The organism is Neptunicoccus sediminis (assembly GCF_001719615.1).
Classification (GTDB): Bacteria; Pseudomonadota; Alphaproteobacteria; order Rhodobacterales; family Rhodobacteraceae; genus Amylibacter; species Amylibacter sediminis.
Genome location: NZ_MDVX01000001.1, coordinates 637,244 through 659,595, shown reverse-complemented (window position 1 = coordinate 659,595; position 22,352 = coordinate 637,244). Strand labels below are relative to the sequence as shown.

The window sequence follows — 22,352 nt, the reverse complement described above, 5'->3', positions numbered from 1 at the left end:
AGGTAGAAAAGGGATGCGACATGAGCTTTATCGTGGCAATCGACGGGCCTGCAGCGGCAGGTAAAGGGACGGTCTCCAAGGCCGTGGCAGAGCATTTCGGTTTTGCGCATCTGGACACGGGCCTTTTGTACCGCGTTGTTGGCCGCGCCGCCCTTGCCAGTATCGGCCCGTCGCTGGACCCTGAACGGGTGATCGCGCTTTCGACGGATGTGAACCCCGAGGATTTGCACCGCACCGACCTGCGCACCGCTGCTGTGGCCCAAGCCGCCAGCAAGGTCGCCGCGATTCCGGAAGTGCGGGCAAACCTTGTGGCGTTCCAGCGGGAGTTTGCAAACCGTTCGGGGGGCGCTGTGCTGGACGGACGCGACATTGGCACGGTGATCTGCCCTGACGCGGATGTGAAACTCTTTGTTACCGCCAGCACCGAACGCCGCGCCGAGCGCCGTTACAAGGAACTGGCCGAACGGGGGGAAGAGACCAGCTATGAAGGCGTTCTGGCCGATGTGATCGCGCGGGACAAGCGGGATAGCGAACGGGAATCCGCGCCTTTGGTGGCTTCCGAAGATGCCCATCTGCTGGATACCTCAGAAATGACCATAGCCGAGGCTGTTGCCGAGGCCATCGCCATTATCGACGCCAAGCGTTAACCCCGCTTTAACGCCGCCTAATTACAGTCGTTTTCAGCCCAGGCTTTCATGTGCCGCTTGACCGCACCGCCATAGGGGTGCTGTTTGTCCAGCGCGGCCTGTCCGGTCTCCGGAAGATAGCGTTTGCCCTGATCACAAAGCTCTGTGCGCGTCCATTGGTGACAGGTGGAGCAGGTTTTCCCCTTCCAAAGCTGCTCTGGCAAGCCTTCAATCGGGGGAAACAGCGGCGAGCCTTCGATGAGTTGCTCCAGCGTCCTGCCCTCTACGTCCGGCCCGCCAGCGGCCAGCGGGGTTGTGAACACCACCGGCGCTGCGGGCGGCAGCGGATCGGCAGATTGTGGCGTGGCGGTCTGCCCTGTGCCCGAGGGTTGCGGCTTGGGTGGATCGCTCTCTGTCTGATCCGGCTCTGCCTTTACCGCAGGCTCATCCCCGCCAACAATTTCAAGCGCCGCAATCCGCTGATCGGCGGCAGGTGTTTGCGCCAACTCGGTCCGGTCATTTAACAAGGCTGCAAAGGCGCCTCCCGATACTAGGCAGAATGCCAGCGCAGGCACATAACGGGATATTCTCATTCAGTTGCACCTTTGATCACACGAAATTCGATCCGGCGGTTTTTCCAACGGCCTTTGGAAGTGGCGTTATCGGCCTTGGGCTGGCTTTCTCCGTACCCTGCACTGGTCAGGTTTGCAGCGGGCACGCCCTTGTCCACCAGATTGCGCAGGACGGAGGCGGCGCGGCGTTCTGACAGACGCATGTTAGAGGCAACCGATCCGATGCTGTCGGTATGGCCGCCCACTTCAACCACCATGTCGGGGCAGCGCTTTACGATGTCCGCAATGCTGATCAGGAACGGCTCGCTTTTGCCATCCAATTGTGCGGAACCGGATTTGAAATAGGTGTTGTTGGACCGTGACAGGATTTCAAACCGCCCGATACAAGCCTCTGCCGAGAAATTTCCCGTCGGCTCCAGCGCCACCTGTGCAGGCTCTGTCGAAGGTTCAGGGTCCGATGTGGGCGCGGTGCTGCCCTGCGACGCGTTTCTGGCAAACATGAAATCGAACGTCACAGTGGCCGAGGGGATGATGTCCACCTTGGCGGCATCCTCCAGTTTTTCCACGCCCCCCATTAGATTGAAATCCGCAGCCGCTATGGAAATCGGCGTGGTGGTCGCGACCGAGACCAGATCCTCGTTGATCAGGGTGACAACTACATCTGCTGTGGCCTCTTTCTGCACCCCGTGCAGATCAAGCGCATAGGGCAGTGACAGGGTCTTGCGCCGCACCGTTGGCAGATCGGCCAGTTCTGCGGGATCAAGCTGCGCTGTGATCACCGCTTCGGGGTATTGAAAGCTTTCAAAAAACAAAAAACGCATCCGCACATTGCGCAGGTCGATCTTGGTGTCCACGCTTTCCAGCATCACCGTTACGGTAGCGGCCCCGTCCTCTGCGATGCTCCCCGAAAACGTGGCAAAGCTGCTGCTTTCCACTTTGGTCTGGTTTTTGACCGATTGGAAATTCAGCGAGGACTGTTCGTTGTTCAGGGTCCAGCCGCTGGCGAAAGGGTCGCTTTGCCCCAGCGCGGGAACAACCGCCCCGCAAACAAAAGCGGTGGTAATAATTGTGCGAATTGTATTCCAGAATAAAGAAATGCCCATGGCGAAACCTTTACGAATTGGACTAAAATTGAAGTGTTTTGAGTATTACTTACATAAATCCTATGTCAGATTGCGTTTTAACACAACGATTTGAATGCTTCGGGCGGGCCCGACCGGATTGCGCCGGACCCTGCGCGAATACCGCGATCCGGCCCCGCAAACCCCGCTCTACAAGGGGTATGGGCCGCTTTACCCTTGTAGCGCGGGCAAATCTGATCTATAGCGCGGGCAATCACGACAAGTGGTGGCGGATACAACGCCGACGGGAAGAGCAGGGCTGGACGTACTCCGGCCCTTTGTGTGTGTAAGCAATTCCCGTTACGCCGGACGTGAGAAACGAAACCCAAAGACCCGTGGGACCAACCGCGCGGCCAGTAAAATGACGCAAAAAGGAAACGCATATATGAGCGCTAACGCGACAATGGAAGACTTTGAAGCCCTCTTGCAGGAGAGCTTTGAAATTGACACGCCGGACGAAGGTTCGGTTGTTAAAGGGACTGTTCTGGCAATTGAAGCCGGTCAGGCCATCATCGACATCGGCTACAAAATGGAAGGCCGTGTTGATCTTAAAGAATTTGCAGCCCCGGGCCAGGCGCCTGAAATCGAAGTTGGCGACAGCGTAGAGGTTTACCTCGAGCGCGTTGAGAACGCCCGCGGCGAAGCTGTTATCTCTCGTGACAAAGCCCGTCGCGAAGAAGCATGGGACCGTCTGGAAAAAGCCTACGAAGCAGAAGAGCGTGTCGAAGGCGCAATCTTCGGCCGCGTCAAAGGTGGCTTCACAGTGGATCTGGGCGGCGCTGTTGCGTTCCTGCCAGGCTCCCAAGTGGACGTACGCCCTGTACGCGATGCCGGCCCTCTGATGGGTATGGCACAGCCGTTCCAAATCCTGAAAATGGACCGTCGTCGTGGCAACATCGTTGTATCCCGTCGCGCCATTCTCGAAGAGTCCCGTGCTGAACAGCGTGCGGAAATCGTTGGCAACCTGTCCGAAGGCGAAACCGTTGACGGTGTCGTCAAGAACATCACCGAATACGGTGCGTTCGTGGATCTGGGCGGCGTAGACGGTCTGCTGCACGTGACAGACATGGCTTGGCGTCGTGTGAACCACCCGTCTGAAATCCTGACAATCGGTGAAACCATCAAGGTTCAGGTGATCAAGATCAACAAAGAGACACACCGTATCTCTTTGGGTATGAAGCAACTGCAAGACGATCCTTGGGGCGACGTGGAAGCACGCTACCCGCTGGAATCCGTACACAAGGGCCGCGTTACAAACATCACCGACTACGGTGCATTTGTAGAGCTGGAAGCCGGTGTCGAAGGTCTGGTCCACGTGTCCGAAATGTCCTGGACAAAGAAGAACGTACACCCGGGCAAAATCGTGTCCACTTCGCAAGAAGTAGATGTGATGGTTCTGGAGATCGACAGCGTGAAACGTCGTGTATCCCTTGGCCTGAAACAAACTCAGGGCAACCCGTGGGAGAACTTCGAGACTGCATTCCCAATCGGCACAGAAGTTGAAGGTGAAGTTAAGAACATCACTGAATTCGGTCTGTTTGTCGGTCTGGAAGGCGACATCGACGGCATGGTTCACCTGTCCGATCTGGATTGGGACCGTTCCGGCGAAGAAGCCATGGCTGATTACTCTAAAGGCGATATCGTCAAGGCTGTTGTCACTGACATCGACGCCGAAAAAGAGCGTATCTCCCTGTCGATCAAAGCCCTGGACGGTGATCCCTTCGCAGATGCAACAGCCGGCGTTAAGCGCGGTGCTGTGGTAACTGTGACCGTGACCTCCATCGAGGACGGCGGCATCGAGGTCGAATATGATGGCATGAAATCCTTCATCCGTCGTTCCGACCTGTCCCGTGATCGTGCAGAGCAACGCCCGGAGCGGTTCAGCGTTGGCGACAAGGTAGACGCACGCGTTACCAACATCGACAAATCCTCCCGTCGCCTTGGTCTGTCGATCAAAGCACGCGAGATTGCAGAAGAGAAAGAAGCAGTACAACAGTACGGTTCTTCGGACTCCGGCGCGTCTCTCGGGGATATCCTCGGTGCGGCCCTCAAAGGCCAGGACGACTGATAAGAGAGTTTCACGTTGGGAACTGAAATGACTGGTTTTGAACGTGATTTCTACGAGGAGCGGCGCCGTAAGTGGCGCCGCTCCGCTTTCTGGCGCGGTGTCTTTGCCACGCTTGGCCTGCTGACCGCCCTCATTGCCCTGTCTGTCTATTTCTCCGGCACGCCCCGGTTTGGGGATCACATCGCCCATGTGGACCTGTCCGGTGTGATTTACGATGACCCGCTGATGGACGAAACTCTACGTATGGTAGAGGAATCCGACAACATCAAAGCCCTGATCCTGACCATCAGCAGCCCCGGCGGCACCACTGTCGGTTCTGAAGTGCTTTACGAACGCCTGCGCAAGATTGCCGAACTGAAACCTGTGGTTTCCGTCTTGGGCGAAGTCGCAGCATCGGGGGGGTATATCGCCGCCCTTGGCAGTGATTATATCATAGCACGCGGGAATACCGTCACCGGCTCCATCGGTGTCATCATGGAATATCCCGATGTGACCGACCTGATGTCCACCCTTGGCATCAACATGCAAACCATCCGCTCCTCAGAGCTGAAAGCGGACCTGACCCCTTATCGCAAAGCCAGCCCCGAAGGGCTCGCCGCAGAGCAGGACCTGATCGACGAGAGCTATCAGTGGTTTCGCGGCTTGGTTGAAGAGCGCCGCAACCTGTCCGGCGCAGACCTTGACCGGGTGGCCGACGGACGGGTTTTTACTGGCCGTGTCGCGCTGGAACTGGGGCTAATCGACGCCATCGGCGGCGTGGACGAGGCAGAGCAGTATATTGATTCGCTCGATTCGGTTGCAGAGGGCCTTCCGGTTGATCCTTACACTCCGGACTATCAGGAGAGTGGATTTTTGGGGCCGGTCGGGAAATTTCTCGCCAAAAACGGCATGTTACAGCGATTTTCGGCACAATCAGGGCCACGGCTCTATTCCATCGTAAAGTAAATTCTGTAAAGTCATACCCAAGCAGAGCCAAGATAAGGCCGCACCTTTTGGGAGGACTGAAGTCTATGATACGTTCCGAATTAGTAGATAAAATTGCAGAAGCGAATCCGCATCTTTACCAGCGGGACGTCGAACGCATTGTGTCTACAGTGTTCAACGAAATCATCGAGGCGCTTGCCAACGGCGACCGTGTGGAATTACGCGGCTTTGGCGCATTCTCTGTCAAAAAGCGGGATGCCCGGATCGGACGCAACCCCCGCACCGGAGAATCCGTGCAGGTGGAAGAAAAACACGTTCCCTTCTTCAAAACCGGCAAACTTCTGCGGGACCGTCTGAACGAAGGCTGATGCCTTTGGTCGCGGTGTGCGACAGGTCCGACCAGACTAAAAAGCGATAAAGTCAGTTGCATTTATCCCGCGTGGGATTAGGTGTGTGCTATTGCAGGAGTTTTGCCCCATGATGCGTTACATCCGTTATCTCTTTCTCGCTGTGATCGGGATTTGCCTGATCGTTGTTGCCCTTGCGAACCGCGCCCCCGTCACCCTGCGGGTGATGCCAGAGGAACTCGCCTCGATCTTCCAGCTTAGCGGCAGCATCACTCTGCCCCTATTTCTGGTGATCTTCATGGGGATCGTGGTCGGCCTGTTGATCGGGTTTGTCTGGGAATGGATGCGGGAATTCAAATATCGCCATGACCTGTCTAAAAAGGGCAAGGAACTGCACCGTCTGGAACGGGAAAACAAGGTTCTCAAAGCGAAATCCGGCGAAGGCACGGATGATGTGCTTGCCCTGATCGAGTAATCGCCATGCCAGTGAAAATTTGCGGGATCACCACGCAGGAGTCGTTGCAGGCGGTTGTCTCTGCTGGCGCGGCTTATGTCGGTTTTGTGTTTTTTCCGAAATCGCCGCGAAATGTAGACATTCCCACCGCACGGGACCTCGCTCTCGCGGCGCCCGAAGGGGTATGCAAGGTGGCCCTGACGGTCAATGCAACCGATGCCGAACTCGATGCGATACTGGCAGAGGTGCCCATCGATATGCTGCAACTTCACGGCAAGGAAACGCCCGAACGTGTGGCCGAGGTCAAAGCCCGCTATGGCCTGCCGGTGATGAAGGCCGTGGGCGTGGCCGATGCCGATGACCTGCCCGCCCTGAATGAATATGCCCGCGTGGCCGATCAGTTGCTGGTGGATGCCAAGCCCCCAAAGACCGCCGATCTGCCGGGGGGCAACGGGCTGTCCTTTGACTGGTCGCTGATTGCAGGGCGCCGCTGGGCGGTGCCGTGGATGCTGGCCGGAGGTCTCAACCCTGAAAACGTTGCGCTGGCCATGCAGAAGACAGGCGCACGGCAGGTGGATGTTTCTAGCGGCGTGGAATCCGCGCCCGGCGTCAAAGACAGCGCGAAAATCGCGGCTTTTTGCAAGGCAGCCTCGGCCTGATCCAGATCCTTAACGTTTTTTGACCTCTCCCGATCCGATCCTGTGCTAGTCTCAGGGGCGGAGGAGTGAGATCATGGAAACCCTGCGCACAACCTTACTTATTGGCACCACCAAAGGCGTCTTTCTAGCATCTGGCGGAGAGTCTCGCAGCGGCTGGCAGATCAGCGGCCCGTCTTGTGACGGATGGCCCATCAACCATGTGATCGGAGATCCGTCCACAGGAACGCTCTGGGCCGGGGGTGGCGGTGATTTTTTCGGCGCAGGGGTTTGGCGGTCCGACGACCTGGGCGAAACATGGGGCTTGACCCGTCTGTCCCGTGGATCAATGGACGACTGGGCCGCAAATGACCCCGATTTCGCCGCGATGATCGGCTGGAGCGATGCCCCCCTGCCCTTCGGCAACGATTTCACGCAGGTCTGGTCGCTGGCGCTGGCGGGGGACAGGCTTTATGCCGGAACCAAACCGGCGAACCTGCTGCAAAGCGCGGATCGCGGTGATAGCTGGACACGGGTTGAAAGCCTGACCGACCACCCATCTGCGGCAGACTGGAATCCCGGTGCGGCGGGGCTGACGCTGCACACCATCCTGTCCGATCCGGCCAATCCGCAAAAGCTTTGGGTCGGCATTTCTGCGGCAGGCGTCTTTGCGTCAGAGGACGGAGGCAAAAGCTGGGAGCGGCGCAACCGCATGTCCAACGCGCAGGCGTGCCCGCAGCACGATCATCCCGCCGCCCCGCGCGATGGAGAAACCGGTCATTGCGTCCACAACATCATGCGTGCCTCCGGTGATGCGGACCTGCTTTACCAGCAGAACCACCACGGGGTCTGGCGCTCTGCGGACGGGGGGCGCAGTTGGGACGATATTACCACCGGATTACCTTCTACTTTCGGGTTTCCGGTACGGGTGCATCCGCGGGACGGGCAGACCTTATGGACCATTCCGCTGAACGGGGATAGCGCGGGACGCTATCCGCCCGATGCGGCGGCGGCGGTCTGGCGGTCTCGTAACGGCGGGGAAAGCTGGCAGGCCCTGCGCAACGGGCTGCCGCAGGAAGGCTGTTTCTTTACCGTGCTGCGGCAGGCTATGGGCGGGGATCGCAATGATACGGCTGGCCTCTATTTCGGCACCAACAGCGGTTCGGTTTTTGCCAGTCTGGACGAAGGCGAAAGCTGGCACGAGATTGTGCGCCATCTGCCGACAATTCTGGCGGTGGAGGTGCTGGAACACCGCTGAGTCTGCAGGGATCGCCCCGAAAAAACCGCCTCTTTTCAGGGCAGGGTTTACCTGACGCGGGAGTCGGGCTAGATCACATGCGACCCAAGGAGAACCCTGATGAACGATTTGCTCAATTCCTTTATGTCCGGCCCTGACGAAAACGGCCGGTTCGGTGATTTCGGCGGACGGTTTGTGTCTGAAACCCTGATGCCGCTGATCCTCGATCTGGAAGCCGAATATGAAAAAGCAAAGGTTGATCCGGATTTCTGGGCCGAGATGGACTACCTGTGGAAACACTATGTCGGCCGTCCCAGCCCGCTCTATTTCGCCAGCCGCATCACCGAAGAACTAGGCGGTGCGAAGGTCTATTTCAAACGGGACGAACTGAACCACACTGGCGCCCATAAGATTAACAACGTGCTGGGGCAAATCCTGCTGGCACGGCGCATGGGTAAGACGCGGATTATCGCGGAAACAGGTGCCGGGCAACACGGGGTGGCCACAGCCACGGTCTGCGCCAAATTCGGTTTGAAATGCGTGGTCTATATGGGGGCCCATGATGTAGAGCGTCAGGCCCCCAATGTGTTCCGCATGAAGCTGCTCGGCGCTGAAGTGGTACCTGTAACCTCCGGTCGTGGTACGCTGAAGGACGCCATGAACGACGCGCTGCGCGATTGGGTGACTTATGTGGATGAAACCTTCTACTGCATCGGCACCGTGGCCGGACCCCACCCCTACCCCGCTATGGTGCGCGATTTCCAAAGCATCATCGGCAAGGAAGTACGTGAACAACTGGCAGAGCATGAAGGCGAAGGCGCGCTGCCCGACAGTGTGATTGCAGCCATTGGCGGCGGTTCTAACGCGATGGGTTTGTTCTTTCCGTTTCTGGACGACAAAAGCGTGCGCATCATCGGTGTCGAAGCCGGCGGCAAGGGTGTGAACGACAATATGGAACACTGCGCATCCCTGCTGGGCGGCAAGCCGGGTGTTCTGCACGGCAACCGTACCTATCTGCTGCAGGATGATGCAGGCCAGATCCTCGAAGGCTATTCGATCTCTGCCGGACTGGACTATCCCGGAATCGGCCCGGAGCACAGCTGGTTGCATGACACAGGCCGCGCCGAATATGTCAGCGTGACCGATGCAGAGGCACTGGAGGCGTTCCAGTTCTCTTGTCGTACCGAAGGTATCATTCCAGCACTCGAACCCTCCCACGCGCTGGCCCATGTGCGCAAACTGGCGCCGACCCTGCCCAAAGACCACATCATGGTCATGAATATGTGCGGACGGGGCGACAAGGACATCTTCACCGTGGCCCGCCATCTGGGTTGGGATATGGACAGCGAATAAAATGTTCACCTGCGGGGACATTCCCCGCAGGGCCGCTTTCTGGCGGGCTTGACCGCGCAAGTTTTTGTTCCACATCATTCTTATCAACAGCATTTGAACGACAGGAGCGACCGCCATGTCCCTTATGACCCTCTTGCAACAAGCCCATCACGGGCAGGGACTTTCGCAGCTTGCCAATCAGTTCGGCATGAATGAAACGCAGGCAAAGCAACTGTCCGAATTACTGGCCCCGACCATCGGTCAGGCCGCCAAAGAAAAGGCCGAAAGCGGTGGGATGCAGGACTTGTTGTCCTCGCTCCACGGCGAACAGCAACGCAGCTATTTTGAAGATGCCTCCCAAGCCGCAGCGCCGACAGGACAGGCGCAGGGCATGGCGTTTCTGGAAACCCTGATGGGCGGACATCAAGCCCCCAAGGAGATCGCTTCGGAAGCGGCAGAGCGCACAGGGATCGATCTGACCACAGTGATGCAATTCCTGCCCGCACTGGCAGCAATGCTACAAGGCGGTTTGCAAAAAGAGATGCCAGACAACACCATCGAAAACCTGATGGGCCGGTTTTCCGGCGCGGATGACAGCGGCGGCATCATGGGCATGGTCGGCGGCTTTCTGGGCGGCGGAAATGACGACGGTCAGGGACCGGACCTTGGCCAATTGTCGCGTTTGCTGGACGCGGACGGGGACGGTTCACCCATGAACGACATCCTGCGCAAAGTCATGCGCTGACGCGCGGCTCGTCTGCAAATTCGATTAAATCCCAAAGCGTGCCGTAAAGGTCTTTGAACACGGCCACGGTGCCATAGTCCATCACCGCCGGATCGCGGGTAAATTCCACGCCGCGAGACAGGTACAGCTTGTAATCGCGCCAGAAATCATCGGTTTGCAGAAACAGAAACACGCGTCCGCCCGCCTGATTTCCGACAAAACCGCGCTGGGTGTCATCACTGGCCCGCGCCAGCACAAGGGACGCGGAATGCTCCCCCTTGGGGCGCACCACGACCCAGCGCTTGTCCTGCTCCGGTTGGTAAGTATCCGCAACCAGCTCAAAGCCGAGGACATCCACGTAAAAGGCGATCGCCTCGTCGTAATCCCGAACAATCAGGGCTGTATGGGCAAGGCGTTGCGACACGGGGGGGCTCCTTCGGGCGTGGTTGAAACATCAGTTTCACACCGGCTTTGCAGGAAAAACAAGTCAGGAAAATTCTGAACATCCCACCAAAAAGCCCGACGCGGGGCCGGGCTTTCGGATGTTTCAAAAAGGTCGGGTATCAGGCAGGATCAAACGACACAAAGCTGTCCGCCATCAGATCCTCTACCCCCATCACATCGACGCGCATGTCGCCTTTGCCGTCACCGTCCACATCGACGATCAGGACGGAATTGCCCTCTCCGTCGTTTCTGGCCTGAACTTCCGCGCCGGTGCCCGAGAATTTTGCATCCCCGATGAACTCTGCCATGAGCGCTGAGAAGTCGAGGAAATCGACACCCTGTTCAAAGTCCATAACGACATCGGAATACTTGCCTTTGCCGCTGTCTTTGGCGTCATTAAAGATGAACTGATCGGCTTCGGTGCCGCCGTACAGCACGTCCTTGCCCGAGCCGCCAACGATAAAGTCGTTGCCTGCGCCGCCCTTGATCGTGTCTTTACCGGCATTTCCACCTAGAATGTCATTGCCATCGCCACCGTCAATCCGGTCCTTACCGGCACCACCGCGGATGATGTCGTTGTCGGCCCCGCCGTTCAGCTTGTCATGGCCGCCATCGCCGTTAATCTCGTCGTCACCGGCACCGCCGTCTATGGTGTCTCTACCTTTTCCGCCGCTAAGGACGTCATTGCCTTCGTCGCCGTTAATGATGTCTGCGCCGCTGCCCCCGTCGATGTCATCGGCATCAGCTCCACCAAAAATTTCGTCATCACCACCTCTACCAATGATCTTGTCGTTACCTTCATTCCCATGCAGGATATCCGCGCCGCCACCACCGTCTATTCGATCATTGCCTTCGCCCCCGGCAAGATAATCCCGATTGCCACGACCAAACAATTTATCATCACCAGCGTCGACGAACACAATGTCACTGTGCGATGAGCCCTTGAATGTGACTTCTCCATCGTAAGTCAACTCCTCCAAAAACCTTATCCCTTGACTTGCGCCAATACCATTTACCTCAAGTGGACCATCGGACAGCAGTGCGCTCAAACCGCTGGGATCATACGCTTCGCTCGCTTCGATCGCCTCCTCCATCATCTTGATCTCAGATAGTAACTCTGACAAGGACCACGTTAAATCCATTCCTCTGGCATTCACCTCGCCATCTACTTTCACCGTGATGGAATGAACTGTACCTGCTGAAGCCAAGGCGCCGGAGCCCGTTGTGGAAAATCCCTCTCCCGCTAACACAGCTTCCATGTTATCTTTCTGGTAAAAAATTTTGGTGTCGGTAATTGAGGAGATCTCTGCACCGGCAACACCATACGCGAATATGCTATAAATGTTTCCACCATTAAATTTGAATTTCATCGAACATCCCTCTGTAGATCAATGCTGCTGCACTATTGGGTGCAGCTTTCCACTAGTTTACCCAGAGTAAAGAGAGGGGGAAATCGGGCTATTTTGTGGTGAAATTGCATGATACATGCGTTTTTTCAATCAAAAATTGTTGCCAGATTGCCTGAATTTCACCCTGAAATTGCACAACTTCTTAAAGCACCCGCGCAGATTTAGTCTGCGGCTAGCATGCATGCTCGGTCAACGCATAGCGGCATGCGATATTTTTTCGAACAAACCATGCGTCAAAAGCCCGACGCGGGGCCGGGCTTTCGGATGTTTTAAAACGGTCGGGTATCAGGCAGGATCAAACGACAAAAAGCACCAACATCAGGATAGTACCGGAAGATTAGCACATAATTTAGGCAGGGCAGAAATAAGTTGGAACTGTCCCCATTCTTAAATCGATGGTGGAAATAAAGCTAAAAATAAACGAACGCCGCCCCGATCAGGGCGGCGTACTTTGGCGTAATATTAAGGTTAATCCGGTGTTACCCGTTCACGCGAATATTGGCGTTGGTTGGATCATAGGGGCTGTCTTCAACCACCTCTGCATCCCACAAATCCCCCAGCATCCGCACTTGCAGTTTTTGCCCGACGACAGCCAGTTCCGGGGCCACATAGCCAAGACCGATCTGTTTTTCAAAATGCACCGAATAACCACCCGAGGTCAGCCGCCCGATTTTCTTGCCATCCAGCAGCAGCGCTTCGCGGCCCCAAGGATCGGCATCAACGGGTCCGTCGATCAGCAGGGTAACACATTTGGCGCGGATGCCTTTGGCCTCCATCTCGGCCTTGCCGTTGAACTCCTTACTCAGGTCGATAAAGCGGGGCAGATCGGCCTCGGCAGGGGTGGCATCGCGGCCCAGTTCGTTGCCGAATGCGCGATAGGATTTTTCCTGCCGCAGCCAGTTTTGCGCCCGTGCACCCACCAGCTTCAGCCCGTGTTCCTCTCCTGCCTCAAGGATCAGATCCCACAGGTAGTTCTGCATTTCGATCGGGTGGTGCAATTCCCAGCCCAATTCGCCCGTATAGGCCACACGGATCGCATTCACAGGACACATGCCCAGTTCGATCTGTTGTGCAGACAGCCACGGGAACCGCTTGTTTGATAGGGCGGTTTCAGGATCGGCGTCCTTGATGATCTTCTTCAGAACATCGCGGGATTTCGGGCCGGCGATAGCAAAGACACCCCATTGGTTGGTGACATTCTGGATTTCGATATAGCCGAATTCGCCCGCTTTATCCTCAGCCGCTTTGCGCAGGAAATCGGCGTCGTAATCCGTCCACGCTCCGGCAGAGACCAGATAATAGGAGTCCTCGCCATTGCGCACGATAGTGTATTCGGTGCGGGTGGTGCCTGCATCCGTCAGCGCATAGGTCAGGTTGATACGGCCCACTTTGGGCAGTTTGTTACAGGTGAACCAGTCCAGAAACGCGGACGCGCCCGGTCCCTTGACCACATGTTTGGTAAAGGCCGTGGCATCTATCAGGCCAACGCCTTCGCGGATGGCTTTGGCCTCCTCCACTGCATAGGGCCACCATGTGCCACGGCGGAAAGACCGCCCGTCATGGTCAAAATTATCCGGCGCATCCAGCGGCCCGTAGTAGTTCGGACGCTCCCAGCCGTTCACAAAACCGAACTGCGCGCCCAGCGCTTTTTGACGGTCATAGGCAGGGGCCGTGCGCAAGGGCCGTGCGGCGGGGCGTTCCTCGTCGGGGTGATGCAGGATGTAAACGTGGTCGTAGCATTCCTCGTTCTTGCGGGCGGCGAACTCTGTCGTCATCCAAGAGCCATAGCGCTTCGGGTCAAGCGATGCCATGTCGATCTCGGCTTCGCCTTCCACCATCATCTGCGCCATGTAATAGCCGGTTCCCCCCGCCGCAGTGATCCCGAAGGAGAAGCCCTCGGCCAGCCACATATTGCGCAGACCGGGGGCCGGACCCACCAGCGGGTTGCCATCCGGCGTGTAGCAGATCGGGCCGTTGAAATCGTCTTTCAGACCGGAATTTTCGCAGGACGGAATCCGGTGGATCATCGCCATATATTGCTCTTCAATACGCTCCAGATCCAGTTGGAACAGATCGGCGCGGAAACTGTCGGGCACACCATATTCAAACCGCGCCGGAGCGTTCTTTTCATAGACGCCCAAAATCCAGCCGCCCCGTTCTTCCCGCACATAGGATTGCGCATCCGCATCGCGGATAACGGGATGTTCCGCATGCCCTGCTGCGCGGTAGGCTTGTAGTTCCGGGTCCGCGTCAGTGACGATAAACTGGTGTTCCACAGGGATCGCGGGGATTTTAATCCCCAGCAGTTTGGCCGTGCGCTGTGCGTGGTTGCCGGTCGCTGTGACTACATGTTCGGCGTGGATTTCAAAGGTTTCCTCTGAAGGCACCAGATTGCCGCCCACTTCGACCATTACTGTGCCGCGCACGATCCATTCAGAGCCGGTCCATTCGTAGCTGTCCACCTGACGCTTGCGGATGATCTCTACGCCGCGCTGCCGTGCGCCTTTGGCCATCGCCATCGTGACATCGGCGGGATTGATGTACCCGTCGGTCGGATGGTAAATCGCGCCTTCCAGATCCTCGGTGCGGATCAGCGGCCAGCGCTCCTTGATTTGCGCAGGGGTAAGCTGCTCAAACGGCACGCCAACGGATTCCGCCGTGGTCCCGTAGAGCATATATTCGTCCATCCGCTCTTTGGTCTGGGCCATTCGCAGGTTGCCCACCACAGAGAATCCGGCGTTCAATCCGGTCTCTTCTTCCAGCGTTTTGTAGAATTTCACCGAATAATCGTGAATATGGGTTGTCGCATAGGACATGTTGAACAGCGGCAACAGCCCTGCTGCGTGCCATGTGGACCCTGATGTCAGTTCATCCCGTTCCAGCAGGACAACGTCTTTCCAGCCTGCCTTGGCCAGATGGTAGGCAATCGAGGCCCCGACAGCGCCGCCGCCGACAACACAGGCTTTTACGTGGGTTTTCATAGCACGACTCTCTTTTTGGCGATAAGTTGCAATCAGATAGCCAAAAATCGCGGGCCTGATCCACTGTCAATCGACAGGGGCTGTGGCGAAAACGACATGGAGGATGGAATGGCTCTGGATCGCAGCGCTTTTGAGCGTCAGGCCACGTGGTGCCGCCAGTTGGGTTCCGAGTTCACATCCGCCCTGCTGCTGGCCCTGCTTGAAACGCTGGACGGGAGCACTGCCACAGGCCGCAGGGTCATGGACTGGCCGGGAGCGGCGGGTCCGATGCGCGATGTGGTGCCACTCCGGTTGAGCGGTGCGTTTCATGCGATGGTCCTTTCCGAACAAAGCCCGACACTGGCCGCGCTTTACCCGCCCAATCCGATGCCTGCACAGCGGGATCTGGAGCAGGCCGTGGCGGAGACATTGCAGAAGTGCGATGCTCAGATCCTCGACTTTCTCAATTTTGCACCGCAAACGAACGAGGTTGCCCGCGCCAGCCTGCTTATGGCGGGGCTGGCACTGATCGGACAGCAAAGCGGACGCCCCTTGGTGCTTTACGAGATCGGCTCATCGGGCGGGCTGAACCTGAACCTTGAGCGGTTTTCCCACCAGTTGGGGGCGGTTCATCTGGGCGATGAACATTCCGAACTGCGCCTTGCGCCTCAATGGAGAGGCACAGCCCCCCGACAGATGCCGGTAATTGCTGCCCGACAGGGCTGTGATGTGAACCCGATCCGCGTGGAGGACCCGAAACAGGCGCTGCGCCTGCTTGCCTATATCTGGCCGGATCAGCCCGACCGCCTGTCCCGCACCCGCGCGGCAATCGCTCTGGCGCAGAAGTTTCCACCGGAATTGCACGCCGCAGATGCGGGGGTTTGGGTGGAACAGATGTGCCAGCCCCCCGCCCCGCGCGGGCAGACCCGCGTTCTTATGCATTCGATCACCTGGCAGTATCTGCCGGAGACGACCCAACAAAAGATCACCCGCGCGATGGAAGAGGCCGGACGCAATGCAACGGCAGAATCGCCGCTGGCATGGCTGTCGTTTGAGTTGAACGATCAGGGCAAGGCCCAACTGACGCTGCGGATGTGGCCCGACCAAGGGGCGTTCCAGCTTCTGGCGGATGCCAATCCCCATGTGCAAGAGGTCTGCTGGCACGGGTTGCAAGGTGGCGCCGAAGCCTGAGCACAGGCGATCAATCCGATGTGCTACACCTTTTGGCACCGCTCCCCAGAGAACACGCGCCCGCGAATGTGCCGACCTTTTTGAACCGGCTTTCGCCCGGTTCATAATCTGGCGATTTCGCCATTTTCGCGCCACCGCTCAGCAATGCCCCGAGAAGGTTTTTCGGTCCGGCAGGTGCCGTCCCGTCCTGTTGTGCCATTTCGTCTGGCATGACATCCGGATCGGCAAACACGGCGGCGCCTGACTTGCGCTCTACCAGAAACGGCGATTGCGCCGTATCTTGGGCCGTCCCAGCCGCCGGTGCCTGAGATGTCACCGACACCCCTGCAAGCATATAACCGCCTACACCCAGCATCAAACAAAGCCCGGCCAGTCCAATTGCAATTTGTCTTTTCATCTTCGCGCTATCCAGACCGATTCCACAGCCCCAAACTAGCCTCGGAAATGGGCCAAACTGTGACAACACCGGCAGTGGCGCAGGGTTTCCGCGCCTTTCACACCGCAGTTCCCCACCAGAGCGACGCGGTGGCCGCAACGCCCCCGCGTCCTTGTGAACCGCAGGCTCTGGAAACCTGTGATCAAGGCGCATAAGGTCAGGCTCAAATGATTTCAGGAGCCTCTGACATGCCCACGCAAAACCCGTTTCTTACCGATTGGTCCGGCCCTTTCGCCCTGCCCCCGTTTGCACAGATCAGCGATGACGACTTTGCACCGGCCTTTGACGAAGCCTTCAAACAGTCCCGCGCTGCGATCAACGCAATTGCGGATAATCCCGAACCCGCCAGTTTTGCCAATACCATTGACGCGCTGGAACAGGCGGACGGGTTGATGGACAAGGTCGCGGGCGTATTTTTCAATCTGACAGGGGCCGACAGCAATCCGGCACGGGAAGCCTTGCAGCGCGTTCTTGCCCCGCGCTTTGCCACGTTCAATTCGGAAACCATGATGAACGAAGCCCTGTTTGCGCGGGTGGATCAGCTTTTTGAAAACAGGGACACCCTTGGCCTTAGCGCGGAACAGGCGCGGGTGCTGGAGCTGTACCATCGTATGTTCGTACGCGCCGGTGCGCAGTTGGAAGGGGCCGCCAAAGCCCGCCTGCCCGAAGTGACCAAACGTCTGGCGGAACTGGGCACGGCGTTTTCCCAGAACCTTCTTGCGGATGAGCGGGAATGGTTCATGGAACTGGGCGAAACCGATCTCGACGGGCTGCCTGATTTCCTGAAGGCGGCTGCAAAATCTGCGGCGCAGGAACGGGGGCTGGAAGGCTATGTCATCACCTTGTCCCGCTCCCTGATCGTGCCGTTCCTGCAATTTTCAGCGCGGCGCGACCTGCGTGAAAAAGCCTATATTGCATGGGGCAAGCGGGGCGAAAATGGCGGCGAGACCGACAATATCGACATCGTACGCGAAACCCTTGCGCTGCGTCAGGAACGGGCGAACCTGCTGGGCTATGACACATTCGCGGATTTCAAGCTGGAACCGGAAATGGCCAAAACGCCCGATGCGGTGCGCGACTTGCTGATGGCGGTTTGGGAACCGGCCAAGGCTGCTGCCAACGCGGATGCGGCGCGGCTGACGGAGATGATGCACGACGACGGCGTGAATGGTGATCTGGAACCTTGGGACTGGCGCTATTATGCAGAAAAGCTGCGTGCCGCCGAATATGATCTGGATGAGGCGGAACTGAAGCCTTATTTCCAGCTCGACCAGATGATCGAAGCGGCGTTTGACACGGCCAACCGGCTGTTCGGGCTAACGTTCCATGCCCTTGATGTACCGCTTTACCACAAGGACGCCCGCGCATGGGAAGTGCGCAAAGGCGACCGGCATATGGCGGTGTTTATCGGGGATTATTTTGCCCGCTCCTCCAAACGCTCCGGTGCGTGGTGTTCACGCTTTCGGGCGCAGTCCAATCTGGATGCCGACATCCGCCCCGTCACCGTGAACGTCTGCAATTTCGCCAAGGCCCCCGAAGGCGAGCCGAACTTGCTGACCTTTGATGATGCCCGCACCCTGTTCCATGAATTCGGCCATGCGCTGCATTCGATGCTGTCGGACGTGCATTATCCGATGATCTCGGGCACCTCTGTGGCGCGGGATTTTGTCGAACTGCCAAGCCAGCTTTACGAACATTGGCTGTCGGTGCCCGAGGTTCTGGAAAAATATGCACGCCATGCGGACACCGGCGAAGCGATCCCCAAGGCGCTGCTGGACAAACTACTGGCTGCAGAGAATTTCGACATGGGCTTTGCCACCGTCGAATATACCGCATCGGCGCTGGTGGATCTGGCATTTCATTCCGGCACGCCGCCCATTGATCCGCTGGCCCGTCAGGGGGAAATCCTGAAGGATCTGGACATGCCAGCCGCGATCCGGATGCGCCATGCCACCCCCCATTTCGCCCATGTCTTTTCCGGCGACGGCTATTCTTCGGGCTATTACAGTTATATGTGGTCCGAGGTCATGGACGCAGATGCCTTTGCCGCCTTTGAAGAAACCGGCGATCCGTTCAACCCCGAGCTTGCCGCCAAGCTGCACGATCATATCTACTCCGCCGGAGGTAAAGCCGAAGGCGCAGAGCTTTACACCGCCTTTCGCGGCAGCCTGCCCAAAGTAGATGCGCTGCTAAAAGGTCGCGGTTTGGACACTGCGGCCTGACGACCGCACAAATATTAAGGAAATCCTATGAAAGCTGCATTTTATACCGAACAGGGCGCTGCTGCCGCCGTTCTTCAGGTTGGCGAACAGCCCACACCGAAACCTGCCGCTGGAGAGGTTCTGGTGCGTCTGGCGACCTCGGGGGCCAATCCGTCCGATGTGAAGTCCCGCGCCGGTGCCCGCGCGATGGCCTATCCGCTGATCATTCCCCATTCGGACGGCGCCGGAGAGATCGAAGCCGTGGGCGAAGGCGTTGACAGTGCGCGGATCGGCCAGAGGGTCTGGATCTGGAACGGCCAGTGGCAACGCCCGCTTGGGACCTGCGCCGAATATATCGCCCTGCCGTCAGAACAAGCCGTGGCGCTGCCCGACACCACCCCCTTTGATGCAGCCGCCTGTTTTGGCATCCCCGCGTTGACCGCCTATCGCACGGTTTATGCGGACGGGCCGGTTGAGGGGCTGAAAATCCTTGTCTCCGGCGGGGCAGGCACGGTGGCCCGCTATGCCATCCAGATGGCGAAAATCGGCGGGGCAGAGGTCATAACAACAGTGTCGAGCGACGAGAAAGCCGCCTATGTCCGCGCCGCCGGAGCCGATCATGTGGTGAACTACCGCGACGCGGATGCGGCAACGCAGATACTGGACCTGACCGGCGGCACCCACCGCGCGGTAGAACTGGAATTCGGCCTGAACGCGCAACTGCTATGCGAGGTGATGCGCCCGAACGGGACCATTGCCGCCTATGGGTCTGCCGGTGATCCGGCGCCGCAACTGCCCTTTATGCCGATGATGTTCAAGGATCTGACCCTGCGCATGATCCTTGTCTATATCCTGACACCACAAGCCCGCCGCGCCGCGCTTGACGGGGTAACGGCCATGCTGGAAGCGGATCAACTGACCCACTCCATCGCCGCCAGCTATCCGCTCGATCAAATTGTCACGGCCCACGAACGGGTGGAACAGGCGGATAAAATGGGATCGGTGGTGGTGACGCTATAGCCGGATCAGTCGCGAATCTCGTCAGGGAAAACACCCCAGAGATCGGATTTTTTCGCCCAGCCCTTGGCCCCCTGAGCGCTGATTTCACAAAAATCCCGCTCACAGGCGCCAAGGCGGGCCAAGGCACCGCGCTCTGCAAGGGCGCGGGTCGCGGCAGCGTCATTCGGGGTCAGATACAGGCGGGCGTTGTCTTCCTGAACGATCACATAACGTGCGCCTGACAGCAGCGAATAGTGCATCCAGCCGCCCTGCCCTTCGGCATCCTGAACCCGCCGCCAGTGACCGTATTCCGCCACAATCTGCAACGGCAGGTTTTCGTGTTTGAATACCCAGTCGACGCGATGGGTCAGGGACGGGCCGCGCCGCACGTTACCTTCGTCCGATTTCATCGACACAAACCGTGGCAGGGGAAGGTTCGTCACAGGGCCACGCTTGCCGGATGCAAACGCCGCCCCGCCGCCAAAACCTGCCACTATGAGAAGTCCAAGAACCAGTAAAGAGAAAGCTGCCCGCGCCATCGTCATCCGCCCATCGCCATCCACATTGTCGAGTTGTGAAATCTTTTGCCTTTGTCGGGGTCTTTGATCTTGCCCCATTGGGTAATTCCTTGGCAGAATGGAAAAAACAAATCCAGAGTTGGTTACATCAAATGCCCTCAAGTAAGTTAAGTGTTGTTGTTACGCGACGGTTACCTGCCACTGTCGAGAAACGTCTTTCCGAGTTGTTCGACGTGAAGTTGAACGAAACCGATACGCCCCTCAGCCGCGAGCAGCTGACCGCTGCGCTGCGCACTGCCGATGTGCTGGTGCCAACGCTGAACGATACGATTGATGCAGGGATGCTGGCGCAGGCTGGCGACAACCTGCGGCTGATCGCGAACTATGGTTCCGGTGTGGACCATATCGACGTGGCCACCGCCCGCCAGCGCGGGATTCTGGTGTCCAACACCCCCGGTGTTCTGGCCGATGACACTGCGGACATGACAATGGCGCTGATGCTGGCGGTGATGCGCCGCTTCCGCGAAGGCTCCAGCCATCTGCAGTCCGGTGACTGGCAGGGCTGGTCGCCCTCGGCCTTTCTGGGCGCACGGCTCGGGGGCAAGCGGCTCGGCATTCTGGGCATGGGTCAGGTCGGTTCAGCCGTCGCCCGCCGCGCCAATGCCTTTGGCATGCAGGTGTTTTATCACAACCGCAAACGGGTCCATAAAGACGCCGAAGCCGCGCTGAACGCCACCTATTGCGAAAGCCTCGACCAGATGCTGGCGCGGATGGACGTGGTCTCGATCAACTGCCCCCACACGCCAAGCACTTTTCACTTGCTGAACGCGCGGCGCATGAAACTGATGAAGCCGAGCGCGATCGTCATCAACACCTCCCGCGGCGAAGTGGTGGATGAGAACGCCCTCACCCGCATGCTGCGCGCCGGAGAGCTGGCCGGCGCCGGACTGGACGTGTTTGAACACGGCAACGAAATCAATCCCCGCCTGCGGGATCTGAACAACGTGATGCTGCTTCCGCATATGGCTTCGGCCACGGAAGAGGCCCGCGTTGAGATGGGTGAGAAAGTCATCATCAATATCAAGACCTTCGCAGACGGACACCGGCCACCGGATCAGGTTGTGCCAAGCATGCTGTAGGGTGGGACCCGCCTAAAGCGAAACATTCTGAAAGGAAGCCGGATGGACATCACCCGCAGCGCCAGCAGGCCGACCCGCAAGGCCAGTTCCGACTGGTTTACCGGTGATGTCTGGCAGGACCCGATCATTGAGGCGCCGGAACCCGCACGCCTGCGGGCGCTAAAGGTACATTTCGCGCCAGGTGCGCGCACCGCCTGGCATACCCATCCGCTGGGCCAGACGATCTACATCACCTCTGGCACAGGTCTGGTCGGGCTGCGCGGTCAGGCCCCGCAGGTGATCCGCGCAGGCGACACCGTGTTCTTTGCACCAAATGAGGAACACTGGCACGGGGCAGCGCCAGAAACCGCAATGGAACATATCGCCATGCAAGAGGCAGAGGACGGACGGGTCGCGGACTGGCTGGAACAGGTCAGCGACGCGGATTATACCCGCACGCCGGAGTGATCCGGACGACAGTCCCGCCGGATCAGAGCTTCCTGAGAATATCGCCCTTACGCACCACACCGTCCTGAACAATGCTGCACAAGGCGCCGCGCAGACGGTGTTTTACGTTGTCCGGCTTGTTGATCCAGTCAAAACTTTCACGGCCATGGCGCACCTTCCATTTGGCGCAGGCGGTGTTGAACACATCGGATACTTCCACAATGGCGGTTCCTGCTTGCAGGCGGGTGCCGACGGGCAGGTTTTCTTCCCCCAAATCCATATCCGCGATCATCGTATCGCCCGGATAAACCACGTTATCCCGATCGCGCCAGCACAGATCCAGCACCCGCTTTTGCAGGATGGAGACCTGAATCCGCGGATCGGGTGAGCCATCCTCAAGCGTCATCCACGGATGTTTTAACCAGCGTTCGTTTTCGATCCCTGTGGCCACACGCAGTTCCAGTTCTTCGCGGAAATCCCGTTGCCCAAAGTCGGGGCGGCGGCACAAAATCTCAATCGCGGCTTCCTTGGGTGCGTCCAGTATATGGGGCAGTGCCGCGTCACATTCGGCAAGGGTTACATGGGCCAT

22 protein-coding genes are annotated in these 22,352 nt (G+C 58.2%); 14 read left to right on the top strand and 8 right to left on the bottom strand.

The features are described from left to right. The first annotated feature begins 20 nt into the window (after positions 1 to 20). A complete protein-coding gene (locus BFV97_RS03085; RefSeq protein ID WP_069298824.1) occupies positions 21 to 647 on the top strand; it encodes a (d)CMP kinase in 627 nt (208 codons plus the stop codon). A gap of 17 nt (positions 648 to 664) precedes the next feature. Here BFV97_RS03085 and BFV97_RS03080 read toward each other — a convergent pair whose 3' ends face one another. Together BFV97_RS03080 and BFV97_RS03075 are read right to left on the bottom strand one after the other, a co-directional pair. Continuing rightward, the gene (locus BFV97_RS03080; RefSeq protein ID WP_069298823.1) at positions 665 to 1,219 is read right to left on the bottom strand and encodes a hypothetical protein; all 555 of its coding nucleotides are present in this window, start codon (positions 1,217 to 1,219) and stop codon (positions 665 to 667) included. After that, positions 1,216 to 2,301, bottom strand: coding sequence for an OmpA family protein (locus BFV97_RS03075; protein WP_069298822.1), 1,086 nt, complete (start codon positions 2,299 to 2,301; stop codon positions 1,216 to 1,218). The genes BFV97_RS03080 and BFV97_RS03075 overlap by 4 nt, the downstream gene beginning before the upstream one ends. A gap of 379 nt (positions 2,302 to 2,680) precedes the next feature. Between BFV97_RS03075 and rpsA the strand changes: the two genes are divergently transcribed. From rpsA to BFV97_RS03035, 8 genes are all read left to right on the top strand, one after another. Continuing rightward, a complete protein-coding gene (gene rpsA / locus BFV97_RS03070; RefSeq protein ID WP_083225474.1) occupies positions 2,681 to 4,387 on the top strand; it encodes a 30S ribosomal protein S1 in 1,707 nt (568 codons plus the stop codon). Between the two features lie 27 nt (positions 4,388 to 4,414). Further along, positions 4,415 to 5,332, top strand: a complete 918-nt coding sequence (sppA, locus tag BFV97_RS03065) for a signal peptide peptidase SppA (RefSeq protein ID WP_069298820.1) — start codon at positions 4,415 to 4,417, stop codon at positions 5,330 to 5,332. A gap of 65 nt (positions 5,333 to 5,397) precedes the next feature. Continuing rightward, complete coding sequence (ihfB, locus tag BFV97_RS03060; RefSeq protein WP_069298819.1) at positions 5,398 to 5,679, top strand: integration host factor subunit beta; 282 nt, start codon at positions 5,398 to 5,400, stop codon at positions 5,677 to 5,679. 109 nt (positions 5,680 to 5,788) lie between these two features. After that, entirely contained in the window at positions 5,789 to 6,133 is a 345-nt protein-coding gene (locus tag BFV97_RS03055; RefSeq protein ID WP_083225473.1) for a LapA family protein, read from the top strand. Positions 6,134 to 6,138: 5 nt separating this feature from the next. Beyond that, a complete protein-coding gene (locus BFV97_RS03050) occupies positions 6,139 to 6,771 on the top strand; it encodes a phosphoribosylanthranilate isomerase (protein WP_069298818.1) in 633 nt (210 codons plus the stop codon). A gap of 73 nt (positions 6,772 to 6,844) precedes the next feature. Beyond that, positions 6,845 to 8,005, top strand: coding sequence for a beta propeller repeat protein (locus BFV97_RS03045; protein WP_069298817.1), 1,161 nt, complete (start codon positions 6,845 to 6,847; stop codon positions 8,003 to 8,005). A gap of 96 nt (positions 8,006 to 8,101) precedes the next feature. Beyond that, positions 8,102 to 9,337 carry a tryptophan synthase subunit beta gene (trpB, locus tag BFV97_RS03040; RefSeq protein ID WP_069298816.1) on the top strand — a complete coding sequence of 412 codons (1,236 nt, stop codon included), beginning with the start codon at positions 8,102 to 8,104 and terminating at the stop codon, positions 9,335 to 9,337. A gap of 115 nt (positions 9,338 to 9,452) precedes the next feature. Further along, entirely contained in the window at positions 9,453 to 10,061 is a 609-nt protein-coding gene (locus BFV97_RS03035) for a DUF937 domain-containing protein (protein ID WP_069298815.1), read from the top strand. On the opposite strand, the gene BFV97_RS03030 is transcribed toward BFV97_RS03035, so the two are convergent. The 3 genes from BFV97_RS03030 to BFV97_RS03020 all read right to left on the bottom strand — a co-directional run bounded on the left by BFV97_RS03030 (position 10,051) and on the right by BFV97_RS03020 (position 14,874). After that, positions 10,051 to 10,464: a VOC family protein gene (locus tag BFV97_RS03030; protein ID WP_069298814.1), complete on the bottom strand. Its 414-nt coding sequence runs from the start codon at positions 10,462 to 10,464 to the stop codon at positions 10,051 to 10,053. The two genes, BFV97_RS03035 and BFV97_RS03030, sit on opposite strands and share 11 nt — an antisense overlap. A 139-nt stretch (positions 10,465 to 10,603) precedes the next feature. Continuing rightward, the gene (locus tag BFV97_RS03025) at positions 10,604 to 11,854 is read right to left on the bottom strand and encodes a calcium-binding protein (RefSeq protein WP_069298813.1); all 1,251 of its coding nucleotides are present in this window, start codon (positions 11,852 to 11,854) and stop codon (positions 10,604 to 10,606) included. A 518-nt stretch (positions 11,855 to 12,372) separates the two neighbouring features. After that, positions 12,373 to 14,874 carry a GcvT family protein gene (locus BFV97_RS03020; protein WP_069298812.1) on the bottom strand — a complete coding sequence of 834 codons (2,502 nt, stop codon included), beginning with the start codon at positions 14,872 to 14,874 and terminating at the stop codon, positions 12,373 to 12,375. A gap of 108 nt (positions 14,875 to 14,982) precedes the next feature. Here BFV97_RS03020 and BFV97_RS03015 point away from each other — a divergent pair, with 108 nt between their 5' ends. Next, entirely contained in the window at positions 14,983 to 16,044 is a 1,062-nt protein-coding gene (locus BFV97_RS03015; RefSeq protein WP_157888257.1) for a DUF2332 domain-containing protein, read from the top strand. A gap of 10 nt (positions 16,045 to 16,054) precedes the next feature. Here the strand turns inward: BFV97_RS03015 and BFV97_RS03010 are convergent, their stop codons facing one another. Continuing rightward, on the bottom strand, positions 16,055 to 16,441 hold the full coding sequence (locus BFV97_RS03010) for a hypothetical protein (protein WP_069298810.1): 387 nt from the start codon (positions 16,439 to 16,441) through the stop codon (positions 16,055 to 16,057). A 227-nt stretch (positions 16,442 to 16,668) separates the two neighbouring features. Here BFV97_RS03010 and BFV97_RS03005 point away from each other — a divergent pair, with 227 nt between their 5' ends. Together BFV97_RS03005 and BFV97_RS03000 are read left to right on the top strand one after the other, a co-directional pair. Further along, entirely contained in the window at positions 16,669 to 18,702 is a 2,034-nt protein-coding gene (locus BFV97_RS03005) for a M3 family metallopeptidase (protein ID WP_069298809.1), read from the top strand. A 27-nt stretch (positions 18,703 to 18,729) separates the two neighbouring features. Beyond that, positions 18,730 to 19,701: an NADPH:quinone reductase gene (locus tag BFV97_RS03000; RefSeq protein WP_069298808.1), complete on the top strand. Its 972-nt coding sequence runs from the start codon at positions 18,730 to 18,732 to the stop codon at positions 19,699 to 19,701. A gap of 5 nt (positions 19,702 to 19,706) precedes the next feature. Here BFV97_RS03000 and BFV97_RS02995 read toward each other — a convergent pair whose 3' ends face one another. Next, positions 19,707 to 20,225 (bottom strand): SH3 domain-containing protein, encoded by a 519-nt coding sequence (locus tag BFV97_RS02995; protein ID WP_069299058.1) that lies wholly within the window; start codon positions 20,223 to 20,225, stop codon positions 19,707 to 19,709. A 125-nt stretch (positions 20,226 to 20,350) separates the two neighbouring features. On the opposite strand from BFV97_RS02995, the gene BFV97_RS02990 reads away from it, so the two are divergent. Then, positions 20,351 to 21,337: a 2-hydroxyacid dehydrogenase gene (locus BFV97_RS02990; RefSeq protein WP_069298807.1), complete on the top strand. Its 987-nt coding sequence runs from the start codon at positions 20,351 to 20,353 to the stop codon at positions 21,335 to 21,337. Between the two features lie 42 nt (positions 21,338 to 21,379). Next, complete coding sequence (locus BFV97_RS02985; RefSeq protein WP_069298806.1) at positions 21,380 to 21,784, top strand: (R)-mandelonitrile lyase; 405 nt, start codon at positions 21,380 to 21,382, stop codon at positions 21,782 to 21,784. Between the two features lie 22 nt (positions 21,785 to 21,806). Here the strand turns inward: BFV97_RS02985 and BFV97_RS02980 are convergent, their stop codons facing one another. Continuing rightward, complete coding sequence (locus BFV97_RS02980; protein ID WP_069298805.1) at positions 21,807 to 22,352, bottom strand: MOSC domain-containing protein; 546 nt, start codon at positions 22,350 to 22,352, stop codon at positions 21,807 to 21,809.